The 18,478-nt window shown below is 59.3% G+C and carries 18 protein-coding genes; 6 read left to right on the plus strand and 12 right to left on the minus strand.

Annotated features, from left to right (window positions below; translation table 11 throughout):
• Positions 1-77: 77 nt before the first annotated feature.
• Positions 78-635 carry a hypothetical protein gene (locus NW846_RS01480; protein WP_228375204.1) on the minus strand — a complete coding sequence of 186 codons (558 nt, stop codon included), beginning with the start codon at positions 633-635 and terminating at the stop codon, positions 78-80.
• A 464-nt stretch (positions 636-1,099) separates the two neighbouring features.
• Between NW846_RS01480 and fba the strand changes: the two genes are divergently transcribed.
• A complete protein-coding gene (gene fba / locus NW846_RS01485) occupies positions 1,100-2,179 on the plus strand; it encodes a class II fructose-bisphosphate aldolase (RefSeq protein WP_011430345.1) in 1,080 nt (359 codons plus the stop codon).
• A 109-nt stretch (positions 2,180-2,288) separates the two neighbouring features.
• Here the strand turns inward: fba and NW846_RS01490 are convergent, their stop codons facing one another.
• The 4 genes from NW846_RS01490 to cobM form a co-directional block, all read right to left on the minus strand.
• Positions 2,289-2,522 carry a hypothetical protein gene (locus tag NW846_RS01490; RefSeq protein WP_011430346.1) on the minus strand — a complete coding sequence of 78 codons (234 nt, stop codon included), beginning with the start codon at positions 2,520-2,522 and terminating at the stop codon, positions 2,289-2,291.
• Positions 2,523-2,562: 40 nt separating this feature from the next.
• On the minus strand, positions 2,563-2,769 hold the full coding sequence (locus NW846_RS01495; protein ID WP_414346302.1) for a hypothetical protein: 207 nt from the start codon (positions 2,767-2,769) through the stop codon (positions 2,563-2,565).
• Positions 2,770-3,102: 333 nt separating this feature from the next.
• The gene (sufU, locus tag NW846_RS01500) at positions 3,103-3,591 is read right to left on the minus strand and encodes a Fe-S cluster assembly sulfur transfer protein SufU (protein ID WP_011430348.1); all 489 of its coding nucleotides are present in this window, start codon (positions 3,589-3,591) and stop codon (positions 3,103-3,105) included.
• A gap of 365 nt (positions 3,592-3,956) precedes the next feature.
• Positions 3,957-4,751 carry a precorrin-4 C(11)-methyltransferase gene (gene cobM, locus NW846_RS01505; RefSeq protein ID WP_414346298.1) on the minus strand — a complete coding sequence of 265 codons (795 nt, stop codon included), beginning with the start codon at positions 4,749-4,751 and terminating at the stop codon, positions 3,957-3,959.
• A 163-nt stretch (positions 4,752-4,914) separates the two neighbouring features.
• Between cobM and NW846_RS01510 the strand changes: the two genes are divergently transcribed.
• Together NW846_RS01510 and NW846_RS01515 are read left to right on the plus strand one after the other, a co-directional pair.
• On the plus strand, positions 4,915-5,427 hold the full coding sequence (locus tag NW846_RS01510) for an MATE family efflux transporter (protein ID WP_414346295.1): 513 nt from the start codon (positions 4,915-4,917) through the stop codon (positions 5,425-5,427).
• A complete protein-coding gene (locus NW846_RS01515; protein ID WP_414346292.1) occupies positions 5,424-6,335 on the plus strand; it encodes an MATE family efflux transporter in 912 nt (303 codons plus the stop codon). Before NW846_RS01510 ends, NW846_RS01515 begins: the two co-directional genes overlap by 4 nt.
• Here the strand turns inward: NW846_RS01515 and ispD are convergent.
• From ispD to NW846_RS01535, 4 genes are all read right to left on the minus strand, one after another.
• Positions 6,332-7,039: a 2-C-methyl-D-erythritol 4-phosphate cytidylyltransferase gene (ispD, locus tag NW846_RS01520; protein WP_011430350.1), complete on the minus strand. Its 708-nt coding sequence runs from the start codon at positions 7,037-7,039 to the stop codon at positions 6,332-6,334. The two genes, NW846_RS01515 and ispD, sit on opposite strands and share 4 nt — an antisense overlap.
• A gap of 149 nt (positions 7,040-7,188) precedes the next feature.
• Positions 7,189-8,595, minus strand: a complete 1,407-nt coding sequence (locus tag NW846_RS01525; RefSeq protein ID WP_414346290.1) for an ammonium transporter — start codon at positions 8,593-8,595, stop codon at positions 7,189-7,191.
• Between the two features lie 151 nt (positions 8,596-8,746).
• Positions 8,747-9,085: a P-II family nitrogen regulator gene (locus NW846_RS01530; RefSeq protein WP_011430352.1), complete on the minus strand. Its 339-nt coding sequence runs from the start codon at positions 9,083-9,085 to the stop codon at positions 8,747-8,749.
• Positions 9,086-9,236: 151 nt separating this feature from the next.
• Positions 9,237-10,652: an IctB family putative bicarbonate transporter gene (locus NW846_RS01535; RefSeq protein ID WP_414346287.1), complete on the minus strand. Its 1,416-nt coding sequence runs from the start codon at positions 10,650-10,652 to the stop codon at positions 9,237-9,239.
• A gap of 641 nt (positions 10,653-11,293) precedes the next feature.
• Here NW846_RS01535 and holA point away from each other — a divergent pair.
• The gene (holA, locus tag NW846_RS01540) at positions 11,294-12,271 is read left to right on the plus strand and encodes a DNA polymerase III subunit delta (RefSeq protein ID WP_011430355.1); all 978 of its coding nucleotides are present in this window, start codon (positions 11,294-11,296) and stop codon (positions 12,269-12,271) included.
• Between the two features lie 86 nt (positions 12,272-12,357).
• On the opposite strand, the gene NW846_RS01545 is transcribed toward holA, so the two are convergent.
• From NW846_RS01545 to NW846_RS01555, 3 genes are all read right to left on the minus strand, one after another.
• Positions 12,358-12,969 carry a heme-copper oxidase subunit III gene (locus NW846_RS01545; protein ID WP_011430356.1) on the minus strand — a complete coding sequence of 204 codons (612 nt, stop codon included), beginning with the start codon at positions 12,967-12,969 and terminating at the stop codon, positions 12,358-12,360.
• 116 nt (positions 12,970-13,085) lie between these two features.
• On the minus strand, positions 13,086-14,795 hold the full coding sequence (gene ctaD / locus NW846_RS01550) for a cytochrome c oxidase subunit I (protein WP_414388584.1): 1,710 nt from the start codon (positions 14,793-14,795) through the stop codon (positions 13,086-13,088).
• The gene (locus tag NW846_RS01555) at positions 14,792-15,820 is read right to left on the minus strand and encodes a cytochrome c oxidase subunit II (protein ID WP_011430358.1); all 1,029 of its coding nucleotides are present in this window, start codon (positions 15,818-15,820) and stop codon (positions 14,792-14,794) included. The genes ctaD and NW846_RS01555 overlap by 4 nt, the downstream gene beginning before the upstream one ends.
• 555 nt (positions 15,821-16,375) lie before the next feature.
• Between NW846_RS01555 and NW846_RS01560 the strand changes: the two genes are divergently transcribed.
• Positions 16,376-17,311 carry a COX15/CtaA family protein gene (locus NW846_RS01560; protein WP_011430359.1) on the plus strand — a complete coding sequence of 312 codons (936 nt, stop codon included), beginning with the start codon at positions 16,376-16,378 and terminating at the stop codon, positions 17,309-17,311.
• Positions 17,312-17,363: 52 nt separating this feature from the next.
• On the plus strand, positions 17,364-18,359 hold the full coding sequence (locus NW846_RS01565; RefSeq protein WP_011430360.1) for a heme o synthase: 996 nt from the start codon (positions 17,364-17,366) through the stop codon (positions 18,357-18,359).
• The last annotated feature ends 119 nt before the right edge of the window (positions 18,360-18,478 follow it).

Here is an 18,478-nt window from a genome sequence, read left to right on the forward strand (position 1 = left end):
GATGCCGGTGCTGGATTCAGGGGCGGATCCCAGCAGCCGCGAACCTCCGCCCGCCCAAGGGAAGTTGCAAACCCAGTTCAGCGGCTCATCACCTGTAGGGGAAAGCGTTCGGCCAACTCCCCTTCCACCTTGGGTAGCCATTCTTCTTGGAACACCCACACCTGGCCCTGCTGCACGCGGCCATCCGGGTTTTGTGTTAGCTCCAGCCAATAGACAAACTGATCCCCCCGCAGCACCACGCCTTGGGTGGCCAGGGCAAGACTGTAGCCGGGATTGTTGGCCAAGGCTTCAGGGGCCGGGTAGCGGATCACCTCCACCGCCCGATCCAAATCGGCGGCGATCTCCGGCCCGTAGATCTCGCGAATGGCTTGGAAAAGATCCTCTGCCGTCAGCCCTTGCGGGCGAAAGAAGGTCATGCGCTCCGAGCGAATCGTCTCCCGATCCAGCGGGTTGATGATCCGGCCCGGCGGGGCCACCGAGGCCAAAAAGGTAAATCGGGATCCATCCGGCTCCACGCGGTGAATGTTCAAGGTTTCGCCCGGGCGGGGCCGCAGCACAGGATTATTTCTCACCCAGGCCGCCGCTTGATCCGGCGATTGCCCAGGGATCCCCCATGCCGCCGATGGAAGGCCCACCACTGCCCAGCAGGCTATGGCCAAACCGATTGCGTCAGCGGGACGGAGTCCTTTCGCGTCGTCGGGACGCAGTCTTCTACCCCGGCCCGACAAAGTCCTTCCCCAGCTCGCGCCCAGGATTGGCCACGGATTACAATGCACCTTCTCAATCCTCCGGACAAACAAGACAAAATGCAAAACGAAAGGCGAAAATAATGTCCACAAAAAGCTAGAAGTTAACAGGCGGGCGTAGACAAGGCGACGTTTACCTCGGAGCGCACCCCGCTCTACCCATGTCTAGTGTATCTGGAGAGCGCAGCGGGATCGTTGCGCCTCAGCGCGAGCATTGCGGCCAATAGTGGCAAGGAGGCTTTGGCGAAATCCCCAAATCTCCGGGGTCACATCCCGCAAAACGTAAAAGATACCTTAAGATTAACGGTAAGCAAATCTCACACGCATCAGGTCAGCACCTCAGGAGGTAACCGATGGCTCTCGTTCCCATGCGGATCCTGCTGGATCATGCCGCCGAACATGACTACGGCATTCCGGCTTTCAACGTTAACAACATGGAGCAGATTCAAGCAATCATGCAAGCTGCCCATGAAACCAACAGTCCAGTCATCCTGCAAGCCTCTCGAGGGGCGCGCAAGTATGCGGGCGAGCACTTTTTGCGCCACCTGATCCTGGCGGCAGTGGAAACCTATCCCCACATTCCCGTCGCCATGCACCAAGACCACGGCAACAGCCCCGCCACCTGCTACTCCGCCATCCGCAACGGCTTCACCAGCGTCATGATGGATGGCTCCCTCAAAGAAGACGCCAAAACGCCGGCCAGCTATGAGTACAACGTGGCCGTTACTGCCGAGGTGGTGAAGGTGGCCCACGCTGTCGGCGTGAGCGTGGAAGGAGAACTGGGCTGCCTGGGATCCCTGGAGACAGGCCGCGGGGAAGCAGAAGATGGCCACGGCGCTGAAGGGGCCCTCAGCCACGACCAACTGCTCACCGATCCGGATCAAGCCGTGGACTTTGTGGAGCAAACCCAAGTGGATGCGCTGGCTGTGGCCATCGGCACCAGCCACGGCGCCTACAAGTTCTCCCGCAAGCCCACGGGCGACATTCTCGACATGGAGCGCATCGCCGAGATCCACCGCCGCCTGCCCAACACCCACCTGGTGATGCACGGTTCCTCGTCGGTGCCCAAGGAGCTCATCGACATCATCAACCAGTACGGCGGCTCCATTCCCGAAACCTACGGTGTGCCGCTGGAAGAAATTCAGCGGGGCATCAAAAACGGAGTGCGCAAAGTTAACATCGACACCGACAACCGTCTGGCCATCACGGCTGCGGTGCGCCGCGCCCTGGCCGAGAATCCGAAGGACTTTGATCCCCGCTCTTTCCTCAAGCCTTCTATCAAGGAAATGCAAAAAGTGTGCGCCGAGCGCTACATCGCCTTCGGCTGTGCCGGCCACGGCACCAAAGTCCCGGTGGTTACCCTGGACGAGATGGCGGCCAAGTATGCTTCTGGCGCTTTGGCGGCTCAGGTGAAGAAGACGGTTGCGGTCTAGCCCTCACACCCAGCCGCTGCAGCCCAAAGGTTCTAACTCAATATCGACAGGTGAGGGGATCCTTTGTGGATCCCCTTTTGCTTTGGAGGAACTTGATGCGTTTTGCCGGTCAGGCAGCTTTTGCTACAGAAGGTTTGTCCGCTTCGACTTGCTGGTTCAGCAACGCCAAAGTCAGGCGATCCAGCATTTCCAAGTCGGCCTCAGAGTAGCGCCGCTGAAAGAGCAGCTCGTTGATGAGGTTTTCTTGCTGCAAACTGAGAAAGCCGCTGCGGAAAACTTGCTCCACGATTGCTTCGATACTAAGGGCCGGAGCAACAGGGAGAGAATTCAAAGAGGCATTCATGGTCGTTTCCGTTTGAGAGGGTTCGTTCGAGAGTTCCCGATTACTTGTGCCGAGGAACGAGATAGCGCTGCTCGATCTGCTCCCTCCAGGAACGGGCGACCTCAGTCTGCAGCTTGTCTACAGCAGAAGCATCGTCCTGCCACTTGAGGGAAACCCCCAGTAGCTCCCCCATGGGAAAGTGCTCGCTCAGCAACGCCACCAAGCGGTAAGTACGGTAATCTAGCGTTAGATCTACACCAGCTTGCATCTGTATTTCCTCCGCATTTCCAACGTTTACGTCCCCATCATAGCCCAAATATCCGTAAAAAAACGGAAAACACCGAGAATCCACGTACGCGATTTCTAGGATTTTTCTACGCCATTTGGCGGATAGCGGCGGGGATCCCACGGAGCTGTGGGGTGAGTTCAGGGATCCCAGCTTAGCAGAGCCGCGGTTGCGGCGGCCAGGGTGGCGGCGTTGAAGGGCTTGCTGGTGAGGTCATTGGCTCCCAGCCGAGCAAAGAGGCAGCCCGGGCATCCCTGATCCCAGGAGTTCTCTGGATTACAGGGATCCCCTCCATTGCCGCCCGGAGGTCGGAACCTAGTCGGCGTCTTCGTTGCTCACAAAACCTGGGTTGTCCGGGGATCCACTGGGTGCGGGCGATTCCAGGGCGTGTTTGAGGGCATGCCAGGCCAGGTTGGCGCACTTGATGCGTACCGGGAACTGGGCAACTCCCTTCATGGCATTGAGGGAGCGGTACTCCCGCGGAAACTCTTCGCCGCCGCGCATCATGGCCTGGAAGCGCTCGACCAACTGCAGCGCTTCGGGGATGGTGCGCCCGCGCACGGCATCGGCCATAAGATCGGCAGAAGCCAGGGCAATGGCGCAGCCCTCTCCCTCAAATTTGATATCGGCAATCCGCTCCTGGCCGGGATCCAATTGCAAGGTGAGGTCGATGGTGTCGCCACAGGAGGGGTTATGGCCGCGTTGGCGACGATGAACCGGATCGACCCTGCCGAAGTTGCGGGGCTTTCTGTAGCGTTCCAGGATGACTTGCTGATAAAGTCCGCGCAGGTTGTCGAGAGGCATTGTCGTTCCCGCTTGGTCGCTGCTTGGGCCAGAGCCCTATCCCCACCCTCCAGGGGCTACGGCTCCTTCCGGCCAATCTGGCTAGGCCCAAGCTAACTAACTTAATCTTAACCCTGTTCTCTGGGCTGCAACGGCGGGGCAAGGCAGGGCCTCCTCATCTCCCAGATCAAGCGGGTGGATTTCGACGGCTGCCCCGCCCAGTTCTGCCGGAACCTGCTCCCTCCACCGGCAGCAGGGTAGATCTTGGGCGGGGGCTGGCGGCCTTTTTCGCTGACCAGCAGGGCAACACGCCCAGGTGCCCAAAGTAGCTGCGACAGGCCGGGGGCCTCCAAGGCAAGTCCTAAAAAAGCCAGTTGCAGTAGAGTCTAACGGTGCCGTTTGGGACGGAAGAGGTGGGCGTGGTCAGGGCTGTAGAGCCGCGAGCGGGCCGAGCCGGCTCCTGCCAAGCCCCGTAGGGCGGGACTGATGAGGTAGAGCACGGTGCGCTCTAGGCCGGCTTGCCGGGTGAGGGCCGCCATCTCCGCCAGGGATCCCAGCCAGATCCGCTCGTCCGGCCAGCCCAGACGGTAGCAGATGGCCACAGGGGTATCGGCGGGATAGTGGGTCATTAGATCCGCCTGGGCCTGTTCCACATGGCGGGCGCTCAGATACAGACACAAAGAGGCGCGGTGGGCCGCCAGGCTGGCCAGGGCTTCTGCTTCCGGCACGCGCGTCCGACCGCTGGCGCGGGTGAGGATGACCGTCTGCACCAGCTCCGGCACCGTTAGCTCCACCTGCAAACGGGCGGCTGCCAGTTGAAAGGCGCTCACCCCCGGCACGATCTCAAAGGGGATCCCGGCCTCCGCCAGCCGAATCAGCAACTCGTGCAGAGCGCCGTAAAGAGACGGATCCCCATCCTGCAGCCGCACCACCCGCCGCCCCGCCTTAACCCGCTCCACCATCTGGGGCAGCAGCGTTTCCAAGGTGAGGGAGCGCGTGTCGATGGCCTCCACGTCGGGGCGACAATGGGCCAGCAGCCCCTCCGGCACCAAAGAGCCGGTATAGAATACTGCATCTGCTTCTGAGAGTACTCTCTGGCCGCGCAGGGTAATCAGCTCGGGATCCCCAGGGCCGGCGCCGACAATGTGCACCGGCCAGTAGGACGAAGTCGGTTGGCTCATCGGGTTTCTTCCCATCCTAGCAGCAGAGGGCTACCCCCGAGGATGGGATCCCCTGCAGGCTCTGTCCCTTGACCTGGCCTGTATTATGTGTAGTACAATAGAATACAGGCTGCCTCGGCAGAGGGTTGCGCGCTTTTGCGTGCCACGGGCGAGCAGGGAGGACATGGGAGTTGTAGCGCAGCGGCTGGATGCCCGCGGGATCCCAGGGGTGGATCATGGGGTTGTGCTGAGGTTGGCGATGCCCTTGGCGCTCAGCGCTGGCATTCAGGCGCTGATGGGCATAACCAACACCTGGTTTATCGGCCAGATCTCCAGCCAAGCCTTGGCCGGGATGAACGCCGCTTGGTTGCCCACCCAAGTGGCCTTGACCCCTTTCATGAGTCTGGGGCGAGCAGTGCAAACCTTGGTGGCGCAAACCTACGCCGGCGGAGATCCGAAGGGGGCCTCTCGCTATGCCTGGTCGGGAGTTGAGCTGGGGTTGGGCCTATTGCCCCTTTGTGGCCTCTTGTCGCTGTTGGGGAGCTTGCTGTATTCAGGGCTGCCCCTGCCGGCGGGGGTGGCGGAGCAAGCGGCAGATTATTGGCAAGTTCGCGTTTGGGGGGGATCCGCTCTCTTGGGCAGCTTTGCCTTGGCGGGTTTTTTTAACGGCATTGGTTGCACCTGGATCACCCTGTGAGTGGCTGGAGCGTGCTGTTCAACGGCATCCTCAATGCCCTGTTCATTTTCGGCCTGGGCTGGGGGATTGCCGGAGCCGCCTGGGGCACGATCCTGTCGGAATACGGGGAGCTGGCCCTTTACCTGCTGCTGTTTCTCTCGGCCTGGATCCAGCGCGACTACGCTACGCGGCAAACCTGGCTTTTGGCTCACAAGTCCCTGCGGCCCTTGCTGCGGCTGGGCCTGCCGATGGGGATCTACGCTTTGGCGGACATGAGCTCTTTCACGGTGTTTCAGTTGCTGCTGGGCCAGTTGGGGGCTGTGGAGGGGGCAACGGCCCACCTGTGTCTGATGTTGTCTCGCTTTGCCTATTTGCCGGCCCTCGGCTTGGAACAGGCGGCAACCGTCCTGGTGGGCCAGGCCGTTGGCGCCGGGCAGCCGGCTTGGGCGATGCGCTTGGGGAATGCGGTGATAGCCTGGACGGTCGGCTACATGACCGTGATCGGCGGCGGGCTGGCGCTTTTTAGAGAAGCCTTGCTCGGCCTGTTCGTGGCCGGGACAGATGCCAACGCCGCGGCGATTGTGGAGTTGGGGGGGAGGCTTTTGCAGATCATCGCGGTTTCGTTTCTCTTCGATGGCATCAACTTCTCTGCCGCGGGATCCCTGCGCGGCGCGGGAGACGTGCGGGCCCCCATGGCGATCATGCTCGGGATGAGCTGGCTCTTTTTCTTGCCTTTGGCGCAGATGCTGATCTTTTCCCACAGTTGGATCCCCTTCCTGCCGGGGTTGGGATGGGGGGCTGTGGGGGGCTGGTTGGCCATGCTGATCTATGTCGCCGGCTTGGCCGGCCTGTTGCTCAGCCGCTGGCGCAGTCGGGTGTGGCAAAAGGCGGCTCTGCGTCAGGGCCATCGCCATAGTGAGTTGAGCTAGCGCGCCAGCTCAAGGCGCTGCTGGAGAATTTGCTCGGCCAGCACCAGATCCCAGGGGGTGGTTAACTTCAGGTTAGACTCCTCCCCTTCCACGATGTAAACCGGCCAACCCAGCTTCTCGAATAGGGCTGCGTCATCGGTTACCTGCCACCCCTGGGCCAGCGCCTCCCGATGGGCTTGCCACAACAGCGACAGGCGAAACCCCTGCGGCGTTTGGGCTGCCCACAGCCGGCTGCGCTCCGGTGTCGATTGGATTTGGATCCCCTTGGGGCCGGTCTCGGTGACCTTGATCGTGTCCTTGACAGGGATCCCCGCGATGAGACCATCCACCTGCTGCAAAGCAGCACTACAGCGATCGAATAACTTAGGGGTAGCCAGGCAGCGGGCCCCATCGTGGATCAACACCCGCTCTACTGTTCCCAGATTATAGAGATACTCAACCCCCCTGTAAACCGACTCCTGCCGCGTCGCCCCCCCTTGTAAAAGCTGCACCGGCGTGGACAGATCCATTGCCGCCAGGATCTGCTCGATGGCCGGCCAATCGCCGGGTTGGGAGAGAATGCCGATCCACTCGATGGAGCTGGCTCGATCCGCAGCCTGCAACGTCCAAGCCAAAATTGGCTGACCCAAGAGCGGCAGCAACAGCTTATTGACCGCAGCTCCCATTCGCTTGCCGCTGCCAGCCGCCGGGATCAGAAGGTGCATGGGATCCAAAAGCGCATTCAACCGGATCCCAGTGTACTGCTTGAGGTCAACAAGCCACAAAAGAGAGGGCCAGACCTGACCCCCTCTCTTGATTTTCAGTCCCGTGTCGCTCAGATCCGACAGCCTCCCGTCGAACCGAGCGCAACAGCTCAAGCTCCCTCCACCTCGGTGGCAGCAGTAACGAAGTCAGGGTAGGCTATGTTGCCGTGCTCGCCCACATCCAAACCGGCAATCTCTTCCTCGGCGCTGACGCGCAAGCCAACAGTTACCTTGAGGATTAAAAACAGGATTAGACAGGTGATGAAGGGCCAGAAGAAGAGAGCGAGAGCGCCTACCACCTGCACGCCGAACTGTGCCCAGGTAACCTCTGAATTGGCGTGGGCAAACCAAGGGATCCCTGCTGCCAACACCCCCCAGATACCACAGGTGCCATGCACGGAAACCGCGCCCACTGGGTCATCAATTTTCAGCGCCGTATCCAAAATCACCGCGGAGATCACCACGAGGACTCCGGCCACCGAGCCAATGATCAAGGCCCCCAGCGGATGAACTGTATTGCAAGGGGCAGTGATGCCCACCAAGCCCGCCAGCACCCCGTTGGCGCCAAAGGTCATGTCTGGCTTGCCAAAATGCACCCAGCAGGTGATTGTCGCCCCAATGGCCCCCGCTGACGCGGCTAGCAACGTATTCATGGCAACCCAGCCAATGTCTGCATTCGCAGCAGTGGTCGAGCCAGCGTTGAACCCAATCCAGCCCAAGGCGAGGATAAACACTCCCAGCATCCCCAGCGGCAGGTTGTGGCCAGGGATCGCCCGCGGTTCTCCATTAGGGCCGTACTTGCCAATGCGAGGGCCGAGCACAATGGCGCCTGCCAAGGCCGCAGCGCCCCCTACCAAATGCACCACCCCCGATCCAGCGAAATCAATGTAGCCCAGATTTTCCAGCCAGCCAACTGTGCCGCCGTTGTAGTCCCCAAACAGGCCGTTCCAAGCCCACCCCCCGGATATAGGGTAGATGATGGCGGAGATAAAGAGCGAGTAGATCAAGTAGGCCAAGAACTTGGTGCGCTCTGCCATGGCTCCGGAAACAATGGTGGCGGCGGTAGCGGCAAACACCATCTGGAAAACAAAGAAGGTGAAAGGCCAGCCGTCTGCCTCGTAAGCCTGCTGCCAGCCAAAAGCAAACCAGTCAGTGCCGAAGAAGCCAGCACTTTTGCCGAACATGAGGCCAAACCCAATGAACCAGAAGGCGCAACAGCCCATGCAGAAGTCCATCAAGTTCTTCATCATGATGTTGGCGGCATTCTTGGCGCGGGTAAAGCCCGTCTCCACCATGGCGAACCCCGCCTGCATGAAGAACACCAAGGCTGCTGCCACGATCGTCCAAACAATGTCAGCGTGTTTCTGAACTTCCTCGGCCTCTTGAGCAAAGGCAGTTCCCTGGCCGAATAGAAAGACCAGCGCAGCCATTAGAGCAGCAGTCAGACTCCACCTGGCCGGTCGCCAGAGCCACTGGGGCACCTGGCTCTTGAGCTTTTGGATCATTGTTGTACTCATGCTTTTCGACTCACCTAAAGGGACAGTACTTCTCAAAAGACGTTACCCGGAAAGTGGGGCAAGAACACCTCATCAGAGATACAGCAAAAGAGACATGCAGCAAACCCCCACAAGGCTCAGGACGGGTAGCCCAAACCCCAAAGATCCCTCCTTACAGGGCATCTTGGTTGAGTTCGCCAGTGCGGATGCGGATGGTTTTTTCGACGGGGCTGATGAAAATCTTGCCGTCCCCAATTTCGCCGGTGCGAGCTGCTGCAATTAGCTTCTCCACCACCGTATCCACCAGGTCATCTTCGACCACGATCTCCACTTTCAGCTTTTGTAGGAACTCTACCGTGTACTCGGATCCCCGGTAACGCTCGGTTTGTCCCTTTTGCCGGCCAAAACCCCGTACTTCACTTACGGTCATGCCGACAATCCCGGCATTGACCAAAGCAATTTTGACCTCATCCAACTTGAATGGCCGGATCACGGCCTCGATTTTTTTCATCTGCCTCCTGCACCCTGAACAGTTCCGCTAATTTCTAACACTACCAACACCTGTGAATTGTAAAAACGGATACATTTTTTATCTCCTACTGAAGATGCTTACCACTCTGGGTTGGCTCCCGTCAAGACTGGAAGGTCAAGCTTAAGCTACCCTAACGGGAGGAAGCCTCCGATGGGGTCTCACCAACATCCACGGGCGGCTGAGGGCTGAGAGAGGCCAAGCTGGCTGTAATGAGCGCTACCGCAAGCCACCACAGCATTTGTACCTGTGGACGATACCAGATGGTATCCACCAAGCCGTGGGCCATCATGCCGGTGCAAGCGGCCAAGCCCGCTGCCACCCACAGACCCTGGGGATCCCGCAAGTTGAGCAAAGTTTTCCAGCATCTCCAGCCGTGATCCCAGAGCACCAAGAGGAACCAGGCGAAAGTTAAAGATCCGATGAAGCCAGTCTCCACGGTGAGCTGCAGCGGCACCGAATAGGCTCCGAGGGCGCTGAAGTTGCCTCGTTGGTAGAGGGGATAGACGCGGTTAAAGGCAACATTACCGGGGCCGATCCCCAAGATGGGAAAGTCGCGGATCATCTCCAGCACCGCCGCCCAGACATTGAGGCGAAAGTTGTTGCTGGTATCCAACCGCCCCCAAAAAATGCTCTGCACCCGCAGCCGCAGGGAGCGTACCGTCAGGATCCCGAGCAACAGAGCAGCCCCCCCTCCGCCCAACAGGGCCGGCAAGGCCCAACGCCGCCAGCGGGCTGGCAAATCGACAGAATGCCACTGTGCCAACAGCACGGCCATCAGGGTGAGCGTGGCCAGCCCCCCAATCCAGGCGCCACGACTGTAGGTGAGCAACAGGCAAATCAGGTTCACCGCCGTCGTAAACCCGGCCAGGAGTTTCGCCCCCCAACTGGGCCAAATCCAAGTGGCGGCCAGCCCCAGAGGAATGACCGGGATCAAGTAGCCCCCGTACAGATTTGGGTTGCGCAGATAGCTGTACACCCGCGTCAGACCTGCCAAGCCCGACTCCGGATCCACCCAGGTGGCCAGTTCTGCTGCCCCGTAAAAGTATTGCCGCAGGCCGTAGACCCCCATCACCAAGCTGACCAAAAGCAGGGATCCGACGATCCAATCCCGAAACTGCAGTTGGCGAAGCAGACGCTGCAGCAGCAGATAGCCGGCCAGGTAGAGCGTCAACTTCAGCCAGCCCTCCCGCGCTGCATAGGGAACCGGCGAAAGGATCGTGGCCAGGGTGGCAATTCCCCAAAACAGGCCTAGGGGCAGATGGACGGGCAGCCAAGTTGGGGTTTCCACCAGCCAGCCCAAGACCACAAGCGCCGCCATGGCCAGCAAAATCAGACCTAGGATGCCGGTGGAGCTTTGCGCCGAAAAGACCCAATACAGCAGCACCAGGCCCAAACCGATCCAGTCAGAGGTTTGCACCAGTAGGCTGCTTTTGCCCCAACTCCGCAGGGATCCCGACACTCGGCTTAAAAGGCTGCCCTGCCACCAGGACTCGATAGGAAAATCCCGCAGCAGCAGGCCGCGCCACAGTCGCGTTTCTCGTTCCATGGCTCCTTCCAGCGCCCTGGGCACTTGTGCTTCAGGCCTATCTTCCGAGTTTATCTCCCCAGCGAACAGGGGCAAGGGCGGGAAGGCAAGCGGGATCCCCCTTCTAGAACTCGCAGACTCATTGCTAGAGTTAGCTGCCTCGCCGACCTCGAAGCGCCCTTTAGGCAAACGAGGCTAGCGGGTGGGGCTGGGATTTCCCAACCTCTTCAGAGTTGAAAGGGGAAACCCCTGCTCCCAACTGGCCTGCATTGAAGACTTGGGGATTACAATAATGAATTTGCACACGAATAGGCCGGCCTAAACCCAGAGCAGATCCCAGGCAGCGGGCTAAAACCTGCACCTTGAACTCCAGTTCGCCAATGGTGTCCATACGCTTGCAGCCCTCCCTCCAACCCCGTCTCTAAGCCCAGCTTAGGAGAAGATTGATGATAGTTCTTCAGTGGGAATACAGAATTTGCCAAGCTAGATCATGCAAAGCTGGCGTTTTTTTTAGAGAGAAAAGAAGCTGAAACTTGGCCAGGCTTTCTCCGGAAGATCCCGGATAAAGACCCGGAACCTGCCGCTGATTAACGTAAGCAAAATAACGCCTAGAGAAACTACGGAAAAAAGCTGGAGACCAAGCTGAGGGGACTTGGGGGAGTATGCCTGTCTACCTTTACTGGGGAGATGACACCTATCGGCTGATGCAGGCGGTGCACCAGTTGCGGGAGCAAGTGCTGGATCCCGACTGGGCCGCTTTTAACTACGATCGCCTGCCGCCGGAGTCCACACTGGCCGGACTTAACCTGGCCATGACCCCGCCCCTGGGATCCAACGCTCGCCTGGTTTGGCTGGAAGAGACGACGCTCACCCAGGATTGTCCGGAAGAGTGGGTAAGGGAACTGGAGCGGACGTTAGCCTCTTTACCCCCCACCACCCATTTGTTGTTGACCACCCGCAACAAGCCCGATGGACGGCTCAAATCCACCAAGCTCCTCAAGCAAGTGGCCCTTGCCCGCGAGTTTCCCCAACTGGCCCCCTGGGATGAAGAGGGTATCCTGAGGCAGGTATACAGCGAGGCCCGGCAGCGGGATCTCAAGCTCAGCCCAGAGGCAGCCCAGAAGTTGGCGGAAGCCGTGGGCAACGACTCCCGCCGCTTGGCGATGGAACTGGAAAAGCTGGCTTTGTTTACGGTCAACCAACGGGATCCCATCTCCCCTGAGCAAATCGAGGCCCTGGTTCCTGCTAGCGCCTACAACAGCTTTCAACTGGCCGCCTCCCTGCGCCAGGGCAACTTGGATCAGGCCCTGCGCATCCTGGCCCATCTTTTGGATCACAACGAGCCGGCCCTGAAGATCCTGGCGGTGTTGGTGGGGCAATTTCGCACCTGGCTGTGGGTAAAGCTATTGCTGGAGGAGGGAGAACGGGATCCCAAAGTCATCGCCCAAAAAGCAGAGATTGCCAATCCCAACCGGGTTTATTTTCTCCAAAAAGAGGTGGGATCCCTAAAAAGCTCGGCGCTGCTGCAGGTGATGCAGCAACTTTTACAACTGGAGTATCAGCTCAAGCAAGGTCAACCGGAGCGAGAAGTGTTTCAAGAGGCTCTGATCCAGATTGTGGCCATTCTCCAGAAATCCTGAGCCTTTTCGTTCAGGGACAGTTCTAGCAACGGGCAGCCTACCCACCGGGATCAGATCCTTCACCAGGGAGGATCCCTCTTCGGAACTCAGAGTAGGTAGAGCAGGATAAACAGCACAATCCAAACCCCATCCACAAAGTGCCAGTAGATCTCAGCAGCCTCGACGCCAAAGTAGTGTTGGGCGCTGTAGTGACCCGGCTTCAGGGATCGCCAAAGCACCGCCAAAATAAACAGCAGCCCCGCCGCCACATGTAGCCCGTGAAACCCGGTCAAGACATAGAAGGTGCTGGCAAACAAGTTGGTGGTAAGGCCAAACTCCAGGTGGCTGTACTCGTAGAGCTGCCCGGCCAAGAAAATCGCACCCATCAGGGCAGTGAGGGCAAACCACAGCCGTAGCCCCTTGACGTTATTGGCCTGGATGGCGGGCTTGGCCTGGTGGATAACCAAGCTGCTGGCGAGCAAAATCGCCGTGTTGATCCCAGGCAAGAGCAATTCCCGCTCCGGCGTCCCTTCCGGCGGCCAGACGGGGGCCGTGAGGCTGTAAGCCAAGTAGGCCATGAACAGGCCCAAGAATAAGCAGCCTTCCGCCACCAAGAACATCAGCAGACCAAAAATGCGATGATCTGGGTGCTCAGCGTGAGCGGTGTGGGCCTGAGTGTGGCCGGCTATCAAGGCATCAGCAGCAAGGGATCCTTGCATATTCTTCTCCACTCAAAAAATAAACCAATCGAACCTTAGAATTCCTGAGACCGTGTGGCCAGCCCAGCCGGGATCAAGACTGGAATGCCCGGTGAGTAGAAGATGGAGACCCCCTGCTAAGAAGAAGTCGTAGGCTCTGCTTCCGCCAACGCCAGCTCCCGCAAGCTCTGCAACTGGGCGGCAAAGTAATCCAAAGTCTCCTTGCTGTGCAGGCCGTAGTCGTAGGGGCCGGTCAGCAGAATGGGATCCCCGTAGAAGTTGTGGGCAGGCGGCGGGGAAGAAGTCGCCCACTCCAGGGTTAGAGCCTGCCAGGGGTTGTCGCCGGCCTTGGGCCCGGCCACCCAGGAGTAGATGGCGTTCACCAAGAAGGGCAGCGTGGAAATGGCTAGAACAAAAGCCCCCACGGAGCTAATCCAGTTGAGGTCGGCAAATTGCGGGTCGTACTGGGCCACGCGGCGGGGCATGCCCATCAGGCCCAGCTTGTGCATCGGCAAAAAGCACATGTTGAAGCCGACAAAGGTCAACACAAAATGCACCCGCCCCCAGAACTCGTTCAGCAGCCGCCCGGTCATCTTGGGGAACCAGTGGTAGAGGCCGGCATAGATGCCAAAGACGCTGCCGCCAAACAACACGTAGTGTAGGTGGGCCACCACAAAGTAGGTGTCGTGGACGTGGATATCCAATGGCACCGAAGCAAGGATGATCCCGCTCAAGCCGCCGATGACGAACATGGAGATAAAGCCCATGCCAAACAACATGGCCGAGCGGAAGTGGATCTTGCCGCCCCAGAGAGTCGCCAGCCAGCTAAACACCTTGATCCCGGTGGGAACGGCAATGGCCATGGTGGCGATCATGAAAAACACCCGCATCCAGTCGGGAGTGCCGCTGGTAAACATGTGGTGAACCCAGACAATCAAGCCCAAAAAACAGATGGCCAAGCTGGAGTAGGCAATGGCTTTGTAGGCAAAGATGGGCTTGCGGGCGTGCACCGGCAAGATCTCCGAGATCATGCCGAACACCGGCAAAACCATGATGTACACCGCCGGGTGGGAGTAAAACCAGAACATGTGCTGGTACACCACCGGATCCCCGCCGCCGCTGGGGTTGAAGAAAGCCGTGCCCGCCAACAGGTCAAAGCTGAGCAGGATCAGCGCCCCCGCCAGAACCGGCGTTGCAATCAGCGTGATGATGGAAGCGGCCAGCATCGCCCAGCAGAACAAGGGCATATCCTCCATCTTCATGCCGGGCAGGCGCATCTTGAGGATGGTGGTGATGAAGTTCACGGCCCCCAGGATCGAAGAGGTTCCGGCCAGCAAAATGCTCAAGATCCAGAGCTCTTCTCCCACCTTGCCACTGATGAGGCTCAGCGGCGGATACGAGGTCCAGCCAGCTGAGGGGGCCTCGATAAACAAGCTGGCCAGCAGCAAAAGGCCACTGGGTGGAACCAGCCAAAAGGCGACGGCGTTCAGCTTGGGAAAGGCCATGTCCCGCGCCCCGATCATCAGCGGCACCAGGTAGTTGCCAAAGCCCCCCATCAAAGCCGGCACGATCCACAAAAAGATCATGATCGTGGCGTGCAGGGTAAAGGCCCCGTTGTAGCGCTCAAAGCCGAGAAAGTCCGCCTCTGGGGTAGCCAGCTCCGCCCGTACCGCTGTGGCCAGCGCTCCCCCCACCAAGTAGAAGAAAAAGGTGGTCACCAAATACTGGATCCCAATGACCTTGTGATCGGTGGAGAAGGTAAAAAAGCGCCACCAAGGCTCGGCGGGAGGATCCAGGCTGGCTTTGGGGGCAGCGGCAAGGGTGGGATTGTCCTGTAGCTGGGTCATGGCAAGAAGCTCCTACTGGCGTCACCAGAATGTGCGTCAAGGGGGAGTTGGAGAGAGGCCAGCTCAGCCGGCGAGAGGCCCAAACGTTGCCGGTGAACTTGGACAAAGGCAGACTCCGACGGAGAAAATTCCAGACGATGCCCGTGCTGGAGAGGCAGTGACGGCGAGTCCGCCGCCAGGGCAAGGGCGCCACCCTCTCCACCGGCGGCCAAAACTTGCTCCTGCTGCCAGCGCTCGAACTCTTCCGGCGTCTCCACAATTAGTTGCCCGGCCATCACCCCATGGTAAGGGCCACACAACTCGGCGCAGACGATGGGGTAAGTTCCCAACTGCGTGGGCACAAACTCCAAGTGGGTTTCTCGGCCCGGAATGAGATCTTGCTTGAGGCGAAATTGCGGCACCCAGAAGGCGTGGTTGACATCCAGAGCCGTCATATTAAGGCGCACCCGCTTGTTAAGAGGAAGGTGCAGCTCGCCAGCCACCAAACCCGACTCCGGATAAGTGAATACCCAAGCATATTGCATGCCCTGAACTTGGACAACCAGCTCCGGCTGGCCCATCTCCTTTCCGGGCAGCAGCGCGGGAGTGTAGGCATAGTCCGGATCCCCTGCTGCTGAGTCTTGGGAGGGCTCCATCGCCATGGCCGTGTGGATGTGACCGCCCACATCGGCGCCCCCATACACCGCCTGATAGACATCGAGGCTGGCCAGGCCCAGCCAGAGGATGATCACTGCTGGCACCGCTGTCCAGACGATCTCCAGCAGCACGTTGCCGTGGTTGGGATCCCCATCCCCACGGTCGCCCCGCCGCTTGCGGTAACGGATGGCACAGTAGAGAAGCACCCCCTCCACCACCAAAAAGATCCCCGTGGCGATGGTGATCGTGCTGTTGAAGAGGCTATCGAACAGAGGAGCCGAGTTGGCCGCTGCTTCGGGAAGCAGATGGTGATTCTGGCCATACCAGAGGCTGGCCAGGGTCAGCAGAACCCCAATACCCACCAAAATGATGTTACTGAGCGCACTCACGACTGCTCTTCCCCACTGCAAATGCAAGGCACGCCCGCCCTAGACAAAATCTGTTCTGCGAACAGAGCCGAAGCGGGCCACACCCATCCTTCATATCCATTTAGGTCACGGGAGCTGGAGAGGATTGCCCAGGCTTAGGGATCTCTTCAGAATCTTCATCGCTGGGAATTGGTAGAGGGGAGCGGCTTGATTGGCAGGATCGACAGAGCTTCTGGAAGATGAACGATGCATGCAGAGGAGGCGTGGCTCAGCACAAAGAAATTCTTAAAAAGCCTTCGCCAGCCGCAAGTCTGCATTTAGGATCCGTTACAGGGGAGTCAGTCTCCTTGTCTGCCTATAGCTAGATGCTGAGCCAGTTAGACCTCAAAGACCTATTGAATTAAGTTCGCTAACTGAAATGGATAGCTTAAGTATCGATCTCGATTATTTTTATTATTTTTTATGCAGATTATTCCGAGCTTGGATTGACTTGCAATAACTTTTTCAACGGCGATGGACTCTTCGATTTCCCAATCTCACGCTCATCCCTTGCCGTCTAGGGAGCTTTCCCTGCGCATGGGGCAAGCCTTGCTGGGTTTAGCAGCGGCCACTTGGCTGTTGATGGGACTGGGCAGTGCCACTCGAGTCATGAATGCTGGCTTATCCTGTCCAGATTGGCCCCTCTGCTATGGAGAGCTTGTCCCCACTGAGCAGATGAACCTGCAGGTGTTTCTGGAGTGGTTTCACCGCCTGGTGGCTGCTGGGGTGGGCTTGGCCACCCTGCTGCTAACGGGGTTTGCCTGGCTGAAGCGCAAGGCCTTGCCCGCTTGGCTGCCCTGGGGCCTGAGCTGGGCTTTTGTCTTGGTCGTGGCCCAAGGGATCCTGGGCGGGCTGACGGTAACGGAGCTGTTGCGCTTTGACATTGTGACGGCTCACCTGGGCACGGGCCTGCTGTTTTTTGCCACGCTGCTCACCTTGGGATTGCTGGCCCTGCCAAGCGTCGCTCCTTCGGAGGAGGGGAGAGCTTCTGTTGGCTACTTGCCCTGGCTCGGCTTGGGGGCAGTGCTGCTGGTGTACGTCCAGAGCCTTCTCGGAGCTTTGGTGGCTTCCCAATGGGCGTTGCACCAGTGCTTAGCTGCTGGCGAGCTGTGCGGGGTGATGAACGGTCACTTGCTGGGGGTGGCTCCGGCCACACTGGCGGTGTTGGTGGTGGCGGTGGCCACAAGTTGGCGACGCCGGCAGCTCCCGCGGATTCTCAAGCTGCTGGGCCATGGTTCGGTGGGCCTTTTGCTGGCGCAAGTAGGGGTTGGCGTTCTTACCTATCGCTACCGGCTGCAGGTGGAGCCCTTGACGGTAGCCCACCAGATGATTGGGGCAGCTTTGCTGGGGTGCTTGCTGGGCTTTACGGTGCTGGCCTGGCGTACGAGCAACAGCCTTGAAAGCCAGGAGGAAGGAAGCTCTCCCCGGAGCCCTCGGAGGGTAGCCGCGGCCGCAGAAATCAACGGCAAGTAGTTCCATGGCAGATATCCTTCAAACCTACCGTCCAGATCCTTGTCAGAACACGGTGACAGGGATCCCTTTTGGCCATCACCAAAGTCTTGCGCAGGTTTTGCGCAGCTATAGCCAGTTGGTGAAGCCGAAGATCATCGCCCTCTTGCTGATGACCACGGCTGGAGCCATGTGGATGGCGGGCAATACGGATCCTTTCAAGTTTGGCGTCACCCTCTTGGGGGGGGGGATGGCGGCGGCAGCAGCCAATGTCATCAACATGGTGTACGACGCCGATATTGATCGGATGATGGAGCGAACCCGCCATCGTCCTTTGCCTTCTGGCCGCATTCGGGCACGCCATGCCCTGAGGTTTGCCGGGATCCTGGCTGTGATGTCCTTTGGCTTGCTGGCCTGTTTTACCAATTTGCTGGCTGCCAGCTTGGCCATGGCGGGGATCCTGGTGTATGTAGGGGTCTATACCCACTGGCTGAAGCGTTCCAGCCCCCAGAACATCGTCATCGGCGGAGCAGCGGGGGCGATCCCCCCTTTAGTGGGCTGGGCAGCGGCTACGGGCGAGCTGAGCTGGGCTGCTTGGGTGATGTTTGCCCTCATCTTTTTGTGGACCCCGCCCCACTTCTGGGCCCTAGCGATTTTAAAGCGAGAAGACTATGCCCGCGCCGGGGTGCCGATGCTGCCGGTGGTGGCCGGAGAAAGGCCGACTGCCGCCCAGATTCTTCTCTACGCCCTGTTGCTGGTGCCGGTCAGTCTACTGCTGGTTTACCCTTTGCACGTGCTGGGATCCTTTTACTTGAGCGCGGCGACCCTGCTGGGATCCCTTCTAATTTGGAAGGCGGTGCAGTTGCTCCAGGAGCCGCACAGCCGGGAGCGGGCAACCTCCCTCTTCACCTTTGCCAACCTCTACTTGCTGCTGTTGTGCGGTGCCATGGGGTTGGACAGGTGGTCGCTGACCCACACCCTTTGGGATCAAGCCCTTGCCTCTCTCCAGGGTGTCTATGCCAGCCTGGGGGCGCTGGCCAACCACCTTGGGGCAATGGGATCCCTGGGTTGACGACTTAACCAATTGACATCCTCCCCGGCCTGAAGGCGGGGGATTCTTACACGGTCGTCGCAAAGGCGTTGTCAAAGCGCCTCTAGACAGTTCCTGAAGGCAAAGCCCCAAGGTTCTGC

It is taken from the genome of Synechococcus sp. W60.3, assembly GCF_047502615.1.
Lineage (GTDB): Bacteria > Cyanobacteriota > Cyanobacteriia > Thermostichales > Thermostichaceae > Thermostichus.

Bases quoted from the DNA above. Each gene is read 5' to 3' on its own strand.
- fba (WP_011430345.1), top strand. From the start codon at position 1,100: ATGGCTCTCGTTCCCATGCGGATCCTGCTGGATCATGCCGCCGAACAT.
- NW846_RS01510 (WP_414346295.1), top strand. From the start codon at position 4,915: ATGGGAGTTGTAGCGCAGCGGCTGGATGCCCGCGGGATCCCAGGGGTG.
- holA (WP_011430355.1), top strand. From the start codon at position 11,294: ATGCCTGTCTACCTTTACTGGGGAGATGACACCTATCGGCTGATGCAG.
- NW846_RS01525 (WP_414346290.1), bottom strand. From the start codon at position 8,595: ATGAGTACAACAATGATCCAAAAGCTCAAGAGCCAGGTGCCCCAGTGG.
- NW846_RS01490 (WP_011430346.1), bottom strand. From the start codon at position 2,522: ATGAATGCCTCTTTGAATTCTCTCCCTGTTGCTCCGGCCCTTAGTATC.
- NW846_RS01530 (WP_011430352.1), bottom strand. From the start codon at position 9,085: ATGAAAAAAATCGAGGCCGTGATCCGGCCATTCAAGTTGGATGAGGTC.
- NW846_RS01560 (WP_011430359.1), top strand. From the start codon at position 16,376: ATGGGGCAAGCCTTGCTGGGTTTAGCAGCGGCCACTTGGCTGTTGATG.
- NW846_RS01495 (WP_414346302.1), bottom strand. From the start codon at position 2,769: ATGCAAGCTGGTGTAGATCTAACGCTAGATTACCGTACTTACCGCTTG.
- ctaD (WP_414388584.1), bottom strand. From the start codon at position 14,795: ATGACCCAGCTACAGGACAATCCCACCCTTGCCGCTGCCCCCAAAGCC.
- sufU (WP_011430348.1), bottom strand. From the start codon at position 3,591: ATGCCTCTCGACAACCTGCGCGGACTTTATCAGCAAGTCATCCTGGAA.
- NW846_RS01535 (WP_414346287.1), bottom strand. From the start codon at position 10,652: ATGGAACGAGAAACGCGACTGTGGCGCGGCCTGCTGCTGCGGGATTTT.
- cobM (WP_414346298.1), bottom strand. From the start codon at position 4,751: ATGAGCCAACCGACTTCGTCCTACTGGCCGGTGCACATTGTCGGCGCC.
- ispD (WP_011430350.1), bottom strand. From the start codon at position 7,039: ATGCACCTTCTGATCCCGGCGGCTGGCAGCGGCAAGCGAATGGGAGCT.
- NW846_RS01545 (WP_011430356.1), bottom strand. From the start codon at position 12,969: ATGCAAGGATCCCTTGCTGCTGATGCCTTGATAGCCGGCCACACTCAG.